The sequence below is a fragment of the Finegoldia sp. genome, assembly GCF_046991905.1.
In the GTDB taxonomy this organism is placed as follows: domain Bacteria; phylum Bacillota; class Clostridia; order Tissierellales; family Peptoniphilaceae; genus Finegoldia.
This window is the reverse complement of record NZ_JBKWZF010000012.1, coordinates 1-15,147: the sequence shown is the minus strand read 5'-3', so window position 1 is coordinate 15,147 and position 15,147 is coordinate 1. Positions and strand designations below refer to the sequence as shown.

At 29.1% G+C, this 15,147-nt stretch carries 7 protein-coding genes; all 7 read right to left on the bottom strand.

Annotated elements, in window-relative coordinates; translation table 11 throughout:
- Nucleotides 1-10: 10 nt before the first annotated feature.
- Entirely contained in the window at nt 11-829 is an 819-nt protein-coding gene (locus ACLUJM_RS06455) for an ABC transporter ATP-binding protein (RefSeq protein ID WP_412412481.1), read from the bottom strand.
- Nucleotides 822-3,161 carry a hypothetical protein gene (locus tag ACLUJM_RS06450; RefSeq protein ID WP_412412480.1) on the bottom strand — a complete coding sequence of 780 codons (2,340 nt, stop codon included), beginning with the start codon at nt 3,159-3,161 and terminating at the stop codon, nt 822-824. Before ACLUJM_RS06450 ends, ACLUJM_RS06455 begins: the two co-directional genes overlap by 8 nt.
- 73 nt (nt 3,162-3,234) lie before the next feature.
- Nucleotides 3,235-3,567: a hypothetical protein gene (locus tag ACLUJM_RS06445; protein WP_412412479.1), complete on the bottom strand. Its 333-nt coding sequence runs from the start codon at nt 3,565-3,567 to the stop codon at nt 3,235-3,237.
- A 220-nt stretch (nt 3,568-3,787) separates the two neighbouring features.
- Nucleotides 3,788-11,713, bottom strand: a complete 7,926-nt coding sequence (locus ACLUJM_RS06440) for a lectin like domain-containing protein (protein ID WP_412412478.1) — start codon at nt 11,711-11,713, stop codon at nt 3,788-3,790.
- Nucleotides 11,714-11,836: 123 nt separating this feature from the next.
- Nucleotides 11,837-13,216 carry a CAMP factor family pore-forming toxin gene (locus tag ACLUJM_RS06435; RefSeq protein WP_002842054.1) on the bottom strand — a complete coding sequence of 460 codons (1,380 nt, stop codon included), beginning with the start codon at nt 13,214-13,216 and terminating at the stop codon, nt 11,837-11,839.
- Nucleotides 13,217-13,243: 27 nt separating this feature from the next.
- Complete coding sequence (locus ACLUJM_RS06430) at nt 13,244-14,626, bottom strand: CAMP factor family pore-forming toxin (RefSeq protein ID WP_002842046.1); 1,383 nt, start codon at nt 14,624-14,626, stop codon at nt 13,244-13,246.
- Between the two features lie 405 nt (nt 14,627-15,031).
- Nucleotides 15,032-15,147: hypothetical protein (locus ACLUJM_RS06425; RefSeq protein ID WP_412412445.1), on the bottom strand; the 116-nt coding region annotated here is incomplete at its 5' end.

Here is a 15,147-nt window from a genome sequence, read left to right as displayed (position 1 = left end):
AAAAATCAAATTATTTTGTGTACAATTCAATGTATCTGTCCTCTGTAGTGTAATCTGATTTTTCAATCGAATCGATGATTAAACCATCAGATATGAATTTCTTCAAAGAATCGTCCAAATCATTCTTAGCCACAATATTGACTACCCTTTGGTTTTCACTATCGGATGTTACAACCTTGTATTGTTCCTTTGAAATCTCAGACAAATTCTCAAACGCTATTTTTTTATCCACCAGAAACATTACATCGTCTGTTAACTTGTCAACCTCTGACAAAGTATGAGATGATAACACAACTATCTTGCCATCATCTTTTAATTTCAGAAGATAATTTCTAAGCAAAATAACGCTAGTAGGATCCAATCCTGTTACAGGCTCGTCCATAATGTAAATATCATAATCTCCCATGAAAAAATACGTCAACAAAGTTTTTTGCTTTTGACCCAGAGAATAAGTGCTAACTTTTCTCTTCATAAAATTATGAACCTTAAAAATATTTAACACCTCTTCAAACTTTTCATCAGAAACATGGCGTGAGTTCTTTGCGAAAATAAAATGATCCAACCCTGTCAAGTTATCATACAGCATATCCAAGCTTCTTGCATAGGATAAATACTTGAAAATCTCCGGATTTTTATTATCTATATCATTAACCTTAATCTCACCTGAATCGTATTTTGTCAAATCAGAAATTATATCCATAAGAGTAGTCTTACCAATACCATTTGGTCCAACTAACGCGTAAATCCCAGGTTTATCTAATTTCAAATTCAAATCCTTTAACACTTCGTTTTCTCCGTAAGATTTGTTCAGACCTTTAATCTCAAGCATTAATATCCCCCTTCATCCTTTTAATTGATATCAAATTAAACACTATAATATAAAATACAATCATTATCACATTATATATCGGATTAGAAAAACTGAACTCATTCAAATAATTGTATCCGCCTTTCAAAATCATCAAACTATCCACCGAGCTAAACGGATTCAATAAGAAAAACTTACCCAAAGTTCCAAAATAGCTAATAATTATTCCCAAAACAATCAAGAAAGTTGTAGCAATTATATTCACAGTTTCATTCTTGATGAATGTAGTCATCATATTTGAAAAACTAACCACAAGTAAAATTATCAAAATATTTATCAAAATCATTGGCAAAATGAAACCACTGGATGCCCTGAACACACCCTCTACCACACCGTTATAACTGTAATCGTAGCAGAACACTGGATACAATTTCTCACCAAGTCCTCCGTTAAACAATCCAATTATCATACTAATTGCCAAAATCACAATATACATTCCGGCAGATAATACAAACGAATTAATCTGCTTTGATTTCCAGACATCTTTTTTCCATTCATTCACAAAAGCCAACTTCAAAGATCCATTGGACCTTTCCTTCTTAAACTCAAGGGTAAACATCAGACAAATAATCAACGTAAATGCTGGAATAATCCCATTTTCATACATAGATATTACATTACCTATGAGTCCTCTTTGTTCAGAAGGAGAGTGTTGTTTTGTTTTATACAATTTTAGCTTTTTATTAGATAATAAACTTTGTTCAATCTCATTACTAACAATCTCATAACTTGAATCGGGCTTTAAGTGGTTATCAATAAAATAATTTACCCTATTCTCATTAGATCGAGAAGTACTTGGATCTATCCATTCTACATCAAATTCCCATTTAGAATTCAAATAAAGAAACATATTACTATAATATTCTGTGGGATTATTAGCTCTGTTAACATAAGATTTTTTAAAATTTTCCAAATTAATTAGTCTTTTCTTGTCTCCTTTGTCTTTTGGATTGTTGTGAACGTTAATCTTTGCAACTTCAATCTCACTATCAATAGTTTGCAAATCATCCCTAGATTTTATGTTTTTGAATTTTATCGTGTTGAAGCAGAATAACACAACTACCACTACAGTTAGTACACCAAAATACTTATATAATTTGCTTCTCATAATTTTAGCAAAATCTAATTGCAAGATATTTTTGATATCGATTTTGGAGTATGTTTTAGAAAAATTATAATAAATCAACTTGTATCTGTTATTGTTAACAATGATTAAACATGCAATCATTAATAGAAATACAATTGGCACTAATATTGAAAGATTACCAAAATTACGAAAACTATTTAAACTAAACGATAGATCATATTTTCTTGAAATCAAAGAAATTATCCAATAAATTGATAAAACAGCTATAATTGATAGACTTTGTTTCATGTACCTTCTGAAAATTTCATACAAAATCATCGCAATGCTGTAAATCAAAAACCCCGTCCCTATGTATTTTAAAGCAAGTACCATTGAGTTTACATTCATTGTTATAGGCGCCTTAATCTTAAGGTCTGTTACAGATTTCAAAATCATATCGTTCGCACTTCCTATTGGAAATCCTTTGATTACAGAGAAAATAATATTGCCCAAAATCATCGAAAATATTACAATAGCAAAAAATACTACATGCTTTATAAGCCTTGCATATACTAATTTTCTGGAGCTCATTGAAATCATGTCTAATTTTAGATTTTTGAAATTCATCTCATTAGCAAATACAGCTACCAGAAAAATCACACACAAGAAAATATCATTCATGACATTTTCCATTAGGAAACCAAATGATTTAAAAAAACTAAAATTGTTGGAAGTTGTGTAGAACCCATATCTGTTAATTTCATCACGAACCAAATTAAAATAAGAATCCAATTCGTTATACATTCCACAACTAGGTAACTTGTTTAAGTTGTTTTGCCTTTTGAACGATTCTATCTCATCATATTGGCTCAATAATTCATTGTAGAAATTATGCTCTGTTTTTGAAGAATACTTTGCAGCTTTTGTCTCTTCCATCAACATACTCACATCGTATTCCAATGGTTTTATGTATTGCAAAGAATAAAAATTCATCTTGCTAAAATCCAAATATTTCTGCTGTTCTTCTTTGTTTTCAGAAGATTTTGATAATGCAAAAGATTCCATCATTGTATTATCAAAAGTATTCCTAGTTTTCATAAAATAAGAATAATCTTGATCGGTATATTCATATTTTATGCTGTTTAATGTAACATAAGAATATACGCAAAAAATAATAACTACAACTGGAAATATTAATGACTTGTAAAGTTTTTTCAGTTCAAACATATTTTCTCCTTTCACATATGTAATGAGGAGGATTTCTAATTAAATATTAGTTACCTTGATTTTTTATCTTATTTTATTGGAACGGGCAAATTGAGCCACCAGGACAATGGTAAATAGTTCCACTATAGTACCATGTTTCCTTATTGTTTGTAACATCTACTGTAATTAACCTTTGTCTGTATAAATATCCTTTATATCCTGTTACTGTTGATTCTCCATAGACTACATATTTTGGAGCCTTATCTCTTTCAAAAGTATAATTCCTCCCATATTCCTTTTGATAAACGACTGTTGGTTCAGCAGGTTTTACTCCGCCACCAGCTAATGAAACGTTTTCTTTTAAAGTTGGACTTATTGTTAAGCACATAAGTATTATTGTAAATAAGATTTTTTTCAAATTTTTCATAATTTCCTCCGTTATTATAATCCTCCTTATATATTATCTACCCAATATTTTTATTTCTAATCACATTTTATTATTTTTTTATTTTTTAATTAGATTATTTTAAGTATTTTTTAATTCTTGTTTTTTTTTTCGGATTTTTTTATTTATATTTAGATTTTTTATTTCCTCATTTAATGCAAAAAAATCTTCCACACTGTTTAGTGCAGAAGACTTTTCGCAATTATTTGTCGCTTAAATCAATATTTAAGATTTTAGGAACTGTTGTACTGACAAGATCTTTAGAAAATTGTGTTTTCAAAGTTCTATCCAACACATACTTAATGTCATTCATATCATTGTAATCTTTAATGAAAATAACTTTGGAATTCTTATCAATTGCTACAATAGTATTATTTCTTCTATTGTTTAAATAAAATATCGAATTAGCATTTGTGTATATTTCAGATATATCCAATTTTTTAGAACTAATCGTATCATTTATAACATTGATATTACCGATAGTGTTCATGTTTTCGATAGAAAATTCATCGCTTTGTATTCTACTGACTTCTTGCCACATTTTTAATGAACTATTTTCTTTGTAATTTCCTAACAAAAGTATTGTAAGATTTTCATCTTGTAACTCTGAAATTTTTTCATAAGTTTTATCATTTTTCAAAAACCTATAATTTTTGATATCGCGTCCATAATACAATTTATTAAATTTCTTTTCAGTATCGTTAAGTTCTTTGTAATCACCTCTGTTTTCTCTTTGACTATAAGTTAAGGCTACATTTTCGTCTGGCTGTGTACTTTCTACATTTTCTACCAATTTTGGTTCGTGATTTTTATTATCTAATGATATTTTTTCGTTTTGAATTGGTAACATATCATCTCCTACTGAGTTTTCAGTGTATTTTGTTTGTAATGATCTGTTCACTAAATCCTCAATATCTTGGTTGGAAATGTATTTTTTCACAAATAGCATTCTTCCGTTTTCATCTGTAATGAGAACATATGGGCTTGAAACCGACTTATCAAAATCAAATTTTTCTCCACCACAGTAGAAGTTATTTTTTACATCATTCATATCAAAAGATTGGAACATATTCTTCAAAATAGTTTCATCTTTATAATTAGAAATCTTTATTAGATTGATTTTCTCCACATTCAAATACGATGAATTCTTCCACATTATTCTGGAGTTTTTATCTTCTGGAGATCCTACTAACATTACGTTTACTTTTTTGTTCAAGAATTCTTTTATATATTTTTGATTTGAATTGATGTCTTTCATTAAATACATATTCATATCTCGTCCGTAGTATTTTTCATTAACTTCTTTTTCGTTCGGTTCAAATATCCTGTAATCTCCTCTTTCTTTTCTTTGAGAATAGGTCATTGGAACAATTCTATTTGGATCTTTTTCTTTCGGAAGTTCTTCCAAGATTTTAAGATCTTCAATAGGTTTAAATGAATCTGTTATTGTTTCATTGCTTGCGAAAGTATTGACAGTTCTATCCAAAACATACTTGATATCTTCGTTTGAATTGTATTCTTTTGTAAACATATAGTTTTGATTTTTATCAATAGCAACTATTGTTGGTTTTGGAACTTGTATCAATGAATTATATGCTCCAGTAACATAGATTTCTTTCTTAACATTTTCCAAACTTTCGAATCTTTCTTTCTTCTTATTTATGTCAGCTTGTGCCCCCAAATAAGATACATTTATTAAATCATAGTTTCCTTCTTTTATATATTTAGAATTTTCCCACATTTTAATAGTATCTTCTTTTCTGTAATCTCCAATCAGAAGTATTTTAATATCTTTTTTAGAAATTTCATCTAATGATTTAGGTTTGTTGTCTTTGTCTATCAGTTTAATCCTAGAAAGATCCTTAGCGTATTGTGAACTGAACTTAGCTTCATTTTCCGACAATTTTTCATAATCTTTTCTGTTTTTTCTTTGTTCAAGAGAAATAGGATAGCTTGATTTGAACATATCTATGCTAAGTTTTTTGAAGTTCTTATTGTCTGCGTAGTATCCATTGGACATGTTAAATCTTCTCAAAAGCTCATAATTGGATTTATAAGGAAATACATTTAACAACGATCCATTCTTATCCAAAATAACTACTTGATTTTTATTCGATCTAAATTGTCCATTCAACGAATTACCTCTCATAAATGAATCCGAATATAGTTTGCCTTTGCCTATTTGTTCCAAGTCTTTTTGATTTCCATTGGTAATAACATTGACAAAATTAAATGCTTTGTCATTTATATTCGAAGAATTTTCAAACATTTTAAGTGATTGAGAATCGACTCTATCTCCCATCAAGAAAATTGTAGGTCTTTTGTTATCTATCAAATCTTGTATTTTAATTGGTTTGTTATTCTTATCGTATAATACAAAATTGCTGTAATTGAACCCATATTTGGATTTTACATTGATCATTGTTAAGTTATCAGTTGCGTCGAAAAATCCAAGTGCATAAGCTTGTTCAAACGATAACGGGAAGTTTTGTTCCTTTATTTCAACATCAATAGGATTTTCTGGTTTTTCGTCTGGTTTTTCGTCTGGTTTTTCGTCTGGTTTTTCGTCTGGCTTTTTGTCTGGTTTTTCGTCTGGCTTTTTGTCTGGTTTTTCGTCTGGTTTTTCATCTGGTTTAGATGGCTTATCACCTATTTGAATTGAAATTTCTTTGTTGTAATCTTTAAATCCTTCTCTTGAAATTTTGATTTTTAAAGTATATTGTCCCAATACGTTACTGTCATTAGTGATGAAGGACAGATTAATTTTTCCAGAATTATCCGATACTGCACTCTTATTGAATAATTGTTTTTGATTTGAATCTTCTAGTATAACTTGTCCTTGTGCTTTATCTAGCTTTGAATCATTCAAATCTGATACAACCAATTCCAAATTAATACTATCTCCAAGCTCGTATTTTTCCTTATCAGTTTTAATCAAAGCTTTCATTTGAAGTAAATCAGGAGTGTTTTGGCTTACAACTTGATATTCGATAAATTTGAATGCATTTTGGTATTCAGCATCTAACAATTCTACTTTGACACTATATTTTCCCAAGGTAGTTTTATCATTTGTACCAATTTTTAGTATATGTCTACCATTTTTATCTGTTTGCCTGTTGTATGATACAGTTCTACCAAAAGGATCTTGCAAAGTGTATTTAATAATTCTATTAGCCAAATACTCTTTTGTGTCTTCATTTTTTAGTTCAACATTAATTTGAACAACGTCTTTTCTCTTAACTGTTGTGTTTGGCGATGTTATATTAATGTTTGCTTTTTGATTTGTTTTTAATTCTACATTAGGGTCTACTATTTTATCTTCAATTTTGATATTTTGTTTTGCTAATATAGTTTTAATATTATTAAAATCTTTTTGATTTATTAAATTTACAACTCTACCCTCTTCATCTAATACCAGTATTTTAATACCTTGAGTCAATGATAATTTGGAATTTCTAATATCATTATCTGTATCAATGAAACTTGTTGATATCAATCTTCTAAGATTTTTTTCTTGTAAATTCTTTTTATTATTTTCTGATGTTATTCTCACAAAATTATATGTTTCGTGTGATTTATTTGCAAAATCTTCCAACTTAGCTTTGTTATTATCAAACAACACAATGCTTGGTTTCTTTAAATCAACGACATCATTGAGAAGTTTTGATTTATCGTTCAGGTCATTAACAGAATAACCTAAGAGATTTTTACCGTAAATATTTTTTAATAAATCTTTGCTTTCTTTATCATCTTTCAAATGAGCAAAATATGAAGATTTATTGGCATCATCGTAGTTGATAAAATCATCATTTACATCTTTGTTTGAAATATCAAATTTGGTAAATGAACAATCTTGGTAGTATCCATCTTTGTTAGCTTCTGCTATTATTTTGTAAGTTCCTGGATATATATTATCAGAAAGCTTGATTTTTAATTTTTCTTGTCCGATGTTATTAGTTTGTAGTTCCCCACTGTTTATTTCAGTTCCTGCTAAGTCAAGTAATTTGTATTTTACATTCGACTTTGCTATATAATTGTAGTTTGAGTCAGTAGTTTTAACATCAAAAGTTATCTCATTTTTTGAATTGTATACAGATTTGTCACGAATTATATCTAATCTAAGATTTTTGTTGTAATCTTTGTTTTCTAATCCTGACACTTCGATGTATTTTTGCATACCTTCTTTAATATAAGCTACAGATTTAAAACCCTTATCTTTCAATTGTTTGATTTTAGATTCTGATTCTAAGTTACTTATTACAAATAGATTTGTAGTTTTATCCAAAGCATTCATAAAATCATCAAAATCAGTATCATTTAAATCCATGTTAAATGAATTGTCGATATGACTTCTTTCAAAACTTGCTTTGGATCTTACATCTAATATGAAAGGTTTTTGAGTTTTCAAATATTTCGTTACATCGGTAGCATTCTTAGCATCAAAGAAACTATCATTTGTCTTAGGAATTTGATTAGTAATAGAATAAAATACAAATCTTTTTGTCCTTTTTTCGTACTTTTCTTTAGACAAATCAAAGTACAATTCATATTTTCCCTGAGTTTCTGTATTTACATTTAATTCTATATTTCCTTGCTCATCCGTTTTAACGTTTGATTCTTTCTTTGAATTTGGAGATATTTCTGTAACTTTGACATCTACATTTGAAAAGTTATTTCCTTTTTCATCCTTCAAGTTTAGTTTTATAACTGCATTCTTAGTCGCTTCATAGATTTTCTTATCTGACATTATTGTTGTGCTAAACTTTTTAAGTTTCGGCCTTTCAACTACGGTAAAACTGATTGTTTGAGATAATGATTTGTAATTGGATTTTTGAGCTTTCAATGTCACATCGTACTTACCGGCAGCCAATTTCAATTTATATATCCAACTACCAATTGATTTGTCATCTGTTGTTGTTCTATCAATTATCACTTTACCATCAGGAGTTTTTACAGAAATATTAACTTCTGCATTGTTGACACTATTTCCATATTCGTCTACTGTTTTAAAATCAATTTCAGCAACCTCATCTACAAAATATTGTTCTTTTTTATTTTTGGCATTTACTGAAATCCCTTTATAATCTTCGTCTTCTCCAAACTTTATCCTATAATTTGCGGATGATGAAGGGTAATTGTAGTAATCTGCTACAGCTTTTATAGAATATTCCCCTTTTGAAGTGTAAGCTTTTGGTGTCATGTAAATGAATACATATCCTTGATAGTCACTTACTTTTCTGATTTTAGTTTCTTGTTGGTTCGGATCCAAGATTGTAATATCAACCGATGAATTTCTCATTGGATTGTTGTTTTCATCTTTGATTTGGATTTTAATATAAGCTGATTCATTGAGTTTGTAAACTTTCTTTGCAGATTCAAAAGAAATATTCAAGTATTTTCCATCTTTCTTGGCAAAGAATGAATCGCTTTTTTCTACATCGTAGTATCCTTCTTTGTAGGCAACGGCTTCTATTTTATAAGTTCCCATTACATTTCTTTCTGACAAATTCATGGAAAAATTAGCCTTTCCATCTTTGTCTGTTTTCAAATTAACATCATAAGATTTTTGATTTGGATCAGTTATGGTCAATCTAATATTCGCATCAGAAATAGGTTTATTTTCATTATTTACTACAAAATCGACATTTACAGGTTCTGTTTTAACCATGAAAGTTTTTTTAGACAAATTCATTTGTAGATCTAAATTTTTCATTTCGGTTGTATTTCTATCTACATGTAAATCTAGTGTTTCAGTAAAATCATCAAAACCACTCAAACTTGCATTAACTTTTATTTTATAAACGCCTTCTTCATTGAACATTTCCTTTTCCAAATCAAATATAGCTTGTCCTTGTTTATCTGTGTACAATGATTTAGTGTATTCTTTTTGAGATGGAGATGTAATGGTTGCATTCACCTTAGCATATCTTTTAATTTCTGCGTATTTATTAGTAACTGTTGATACTAATTTTACTTGAGTATTTGGTTTGATTTTGTCTTTGTCTAGTTTGTTTTCAACAAAAAGTGGATTTTCAACTGTAGGCACAAAATCTTTGCTTTCAACATTGAAAGTGTTAATGCCAATTAATTTATTTTTATAATAAACATTTACCTTATACTTACCAATAGCTGCAGTATTTGCAAGTCTAACATTAAAATTAGATTCTCCTGTTAAATTTGTTTTCAAATTGTATTTGAAGTTTTGATCATGAGATGTAACTATTTCGCATTCAATATCTTTATTTACGATTTGGTTTTCATTTTGGTCTTTAAGTGCTATATTAATACCAACTTGTTCTCCTTGAATGTAACTTTGCTTATCTGATGAAATATTAGCTTTAAACTGTGCGTTTGATTCATCAACTCTGATTCTCATAGTATCAAAAACTCTATAAGAATGTTTTGATTTTGCAGTAATTATACATTCTCCATATCCAACAGCTTTAACTTTTCCTGTATTGTCAATATCACAAACTGTCCTATCAGAGCTTTCCCATTTCAAATCCTCAGTTATTGCAGTTTTAGGTAATAAATCAACTCCTAGTGTTACAGTTTCTCCGATTTTGAGAAGTTTTTCTTTTTCTTTGAATTTAATGCTTTCTATTTTATTTTCATTTTCATTGTTACCATTAATGTGCTCTCCATCTATTGTAAATGCTTTTAATGAAACATTGGCGTTTTTGATTTGATCGGTTAAATCAGTCCATTTTTCACCATCTTTACTTACAAAAGATTGTCCAGTTTCTGCTGTTGTTTTCGAAGAAAATCCCTTGATAGGTCTTTCAATTGGAATTGGATATTTGTATCCAGGAGTTTTCATTCTGACAATAACAGCAAACTTTGAGCCTTTTGAAATAAGCGTGTCTTCAACTTTAACTTTTTCGTAACCTGCAAATTGCATCTTACCTTGTTTAACGCTGTTTTTTTGTGAAAGTCCACCGTTTTTATCTACATTTGTATTAACAAACACTTCGTATTCAGCATCATTTGCAGAAGTCCACAATCCTACACTTGAAAGATATGTGTCTTCTTCCACTGGACCAAACACATTCGCATAATACGATTCTTCTCCAAGTCCAACTTGACTTGTCATTCCCAATTTATCGTATTGCCAAATCTTTTCATTTTCATTCAAATCTTTTAAAATATATTGAGAGTTTTGTGTTCCTATGTTTTTGTCGTAGTATGATACATAATAATATCCGCCTTGAGTTCCCCAACCAGTTCCCCAAGAGTTTTTACAAATCCATGCACCGTCTCCTTGTGGAGTAGTCTTGAAATTTTTCTTACTGTAATTATCATCCCATCCAACAATTGTTATAGCGTGATTTGGAACTTGAGCACCTGAATAATAATGTGCCATTGTTTTTTTGTTGAGATATTCATCCCCACCCATAACCGCTGAATACACTCCACCGTATTTTGTTATCATGGATTTAATCAAATTATTATCGTTGGAATCTCTTCTGTCTGGTAAAAATATAGCTTGTGTTAACTCTTTTGCTATAGGTAAATTTTCTGGAGAATCTGATCCATAAATATCATAAGGGTCATCTTTTTCAAGAACAGGACCCGATCTTCTAGCCAAATAAGCAGAAGATACTGTTCTAGTTCCGCCATCACTTGGACCCCAATCAAATCCGTGAGTATTTCTCATGTGTTTTTCAGAAAAATCCATTCTTTCATCTGGCATTAATATAGATTCTGCAGATCCAAAAGTTGCAAAAGCCCAGCAGGAACCATTTGGACCTTGATCTTTTACACTTGTAACCTTACCAATATCCCTTAAATCATATTTTGGATTGTCTGCAACATTAATGCTTCTGAAAAAGAATGTCCTAGGAAATATAGTTTTACCGACCTTATTGTCTATTGATGAATAATCTGTATGAATTTTGTATGGATCTTGTTTTAATGTTTTTGAATTAACATTAAAATTGTTATTTTCTATGCTTTTTTCGTACAAATTCAAATCATCTTTTTTTTCACTTGTATTTGTTTGTTTGAACTCAATTAAATCTTTAGTTCTATTATCATTGTTTGATTGTTTATTAGCTGATAATGGCTGCATAGGCAACACCAATGCAACACTAAGAATAATCGAAAATATTTTTAACCTTTTGTTCATAAAATACTCCTTTTTTTGTGAATAAACCTTCTTACACCCTAAAATATTTTTTTAGATTTGTAAGAAGATTTACTACATAAAGTTTAGTTAATGAGGGCAAATCATAAGATTTGCCCCTTATAACTAATTAAAATCAAATATCAAATATCCATCATTAGATGTTTTATTTGAGTCTGAGTTTTCATCACCAAAATCTGGGTTGATAACTTCTTCAGAAGCTCTCAATTTTTCTCTATTATTTTTGTAAGTTTCATAAGATCCATATTCTAATTTGTTGTTATCATGACCGTATCCAACAATGATTTCTTCTGAATCTTTTGGTTTGAAACCATCTGGTAAGAAATCAAAAGATGGATTATTTAACCAGATAATTTTAGCTATTCTTGCGGGATCTGGTAATTCAGATTGTACATTAAATTCGGACCAATGAATAGTTTCACCTTCACGAAGTGCTAAGATTGATTCAAATTCTTCAGGGTATTTTGCTCTCAATTCATTTACATAATCTCTTAAAATGTAAACTCCTTCAGCAGCTCTAGAATAAGAAACGTCTCTTGCTCTTCTAACATCTTGTGCTTTTCTTAATTCTTTATCGAATTTAGCTCTATCTTCAGAAGTTAAATATCTGTTTACTTTATTTTTTATGTTTCTGATTTCGTTTAATTGTTTATCTATTGTTCCACTTAACCACTTAGGACTTGCATAGATATCACGTTCAAGTAAAGCTTGGCTACAAGCTGATTTAAGTCTAGCATCTAATTCTATTAAGTTTTTAACTTGGATTTGAGTATTTGATGCTTTAGTAATATCAGCAATTTCTTTTGAAAGTGAATTTCTTACAAATTCTCTTTTACCTTTAACTCCAACTTCTGTCAAATCATCTCTGTAGTAGTTGTTAAGAAGTTTTCTAGCGTCAGCTAAGCTTTTATTAAAAACTCTCTTTAAATAGATTGTAGCAAAATCATCAGCAGTTAAATCAGGGAATTGTTTTAATTCATCCATAACACTTGAAATTTTTTCGCAAGCTTTTTCAATATCTTCTACTGAATTAAAGGGGTTAAAAGCTGTTACTAATGCTACAAATACTTCTCCAGCTGCTCTACTGTGAGCTTCTTGAACTTTATATAGAAGTTCTGTAGAACATCTATGAATAAATATTCCTGTTAAACCTAAAAGTTTAATTCTTGGTGCAATTGAATCTAAATCATAAATTGTTTGTTCATTAAATTTTTGTGCTACAGGTGGAATATCAAAACTTCTGTCTTCAGCTAATGTCTTGATATCTTCTTGATATGCTTTCATTAAAGGAACATTTTTAACTTTATTTTCTTCTAAAATAGTAGCTCCCTTAAGCATTTCATTTTGTGAAAGTTGAGGTATCATTTCTTGATATTCTTCAATTAAACTACGTTCAGTTTGTTCATTAGCGCTTGCAATTACTGGTGCAGCTACATTAAATACCATCAACATAGCTAACATTATCGCTAAAATTTTCTTTTTCATAATATCCTCCATAAAATTTAAGATTAACTATATTTCCGGATCTGTGAAATCAGGATAAATAAGATCCGAATTAGTGCCATCCATATTAGTTGTAACCACTTCGTCTTGTAATGAAGATCTAGCAACTACATAATTATTGTAGCTTCCATATTGAGCTTTTTGACCAGCAAATCCAATAATAATATTGGAACTTTGTGATTTCATTCCAGATGGAACTTTATCAAAAGTAGGCGATACAATCCATTTTATACTTGCTACTTGATATGGTTCTATATAAGATGATGGAATATATAACCCATCTATTTCAAATTCTTCTCTTTTCAATGAATTTGGATACTTAGCTATAAGTTTTCCATTAAAATCCCATAAATCATAAATAGCGTTTGAAATGGAATCGTATCTTGGATTTTTTTCAACTTTTTTATCTACAACTTTCTTAACTAGATTTTGCCACATATCAAAATCATTTTTATCAATAGATGATCTGTACTTTGATTTTAAGACATTTTGTTTACTAATCTCGCCCAAAACAGTCCCATTTAACCAGTTAGGATTTGCTAAAACCTCTTTGGATAGATATGCCGAAGAAGCTGCAGATTTTAGTCTTGCATCTAATTCAATTAACTGTCCAAAAGTAATGTTTTTCCCAACTTCTTTGTTAATTTCATTAACTTCCGTTCTAAAAATGGTTTGGATAAATTCTTCTTTTCCTTTTGCACCATAGTCGCCTTTATCAAAGTATTTGTTAGAAGATTTTCTCGCCTCAGCGATGTTTTTGTACATCAATCTTTTTACATAAACAGTTGCCTGATCACTAGCAGTCAAATCTCTAAGACTTATTATTTTCTCAATATTTTTGTCCAACTTATCAATGGCTGCCAATACATCCTTTTTCCCATTGAAAGGATTGATTGCAACCATAACCGATTCAAAAGCTGTTTGTGCAGCTAAATTATGAGCTTCTTGAATTTTATAGATATATTCTGTCGTCATTAGATCAATGAATCTATTAACTTTTCTCAAAAGCTGAATTCTTACTCCTATTGAACCGATATAAAAAAACTGTTGAGGATTGTAATTGTTAATAGCAGATGGTAAATTAATACATCTATCTTGCGACAATACGGCTAAATCGTCTTGAGCTTTTTTCATTAACGGAATTTCATACGCCTTATTTCCTTCAATTCTTGCTCCTTTAAGAACAGAACTTTCTTTTGCTATTTCGTCTTCACTCATCATAAGATTATAATCATAATTAATATTCTTAAGTTGTGATACATCTGATAATTCATATTTGTCGATTTTTATTTCTTTATCTGCGTAAGATTTTGCAAACAATTCTTGTGGTATTGAAGTCAATAAAAACGATAGCAATAAAATTATTGAAAATAACTTATACTTTTTTTTCATCTTTTCCTAATATTTACCTCCTTTATTTAAATTGATAGGATATGTAATATTAAGCATTATCGTAAAATATGTGGTTTAATACGATTGTAACATTTAACACTTCATACTTTTGTTTAGTAACATTTATTGTATTTTAATTGTTATATAGTGATGATTTGTTCATTTTTTGGTTTTTATATTATATATCTCTATCTATTTTTAAAATTATCATACTATTTTAATTTTGTCAATTTAAATATTATATTTTAATATAAACAGAGTTTTTCTAAAAACAGAACATTGTTTAATTTATAAGTTTAAGAAATGTTTTTTCCTTTTATTATTTATTTTTCTAAATCTTTATTTAAAAAGTGTACAAAAAAAGCCCTCACCTAAGTGAGAGCTAAATAGTCTTAGTATATTAAATTATTCTATAATTTTAGAAACAACGCCTGCTCCTACTGTTCTTCCGCCTTCTCTGATGGCGAATCTTAATCCTTCTTCGATTGCGATTGGAGTGATTAATTCGATTATGAATTTTG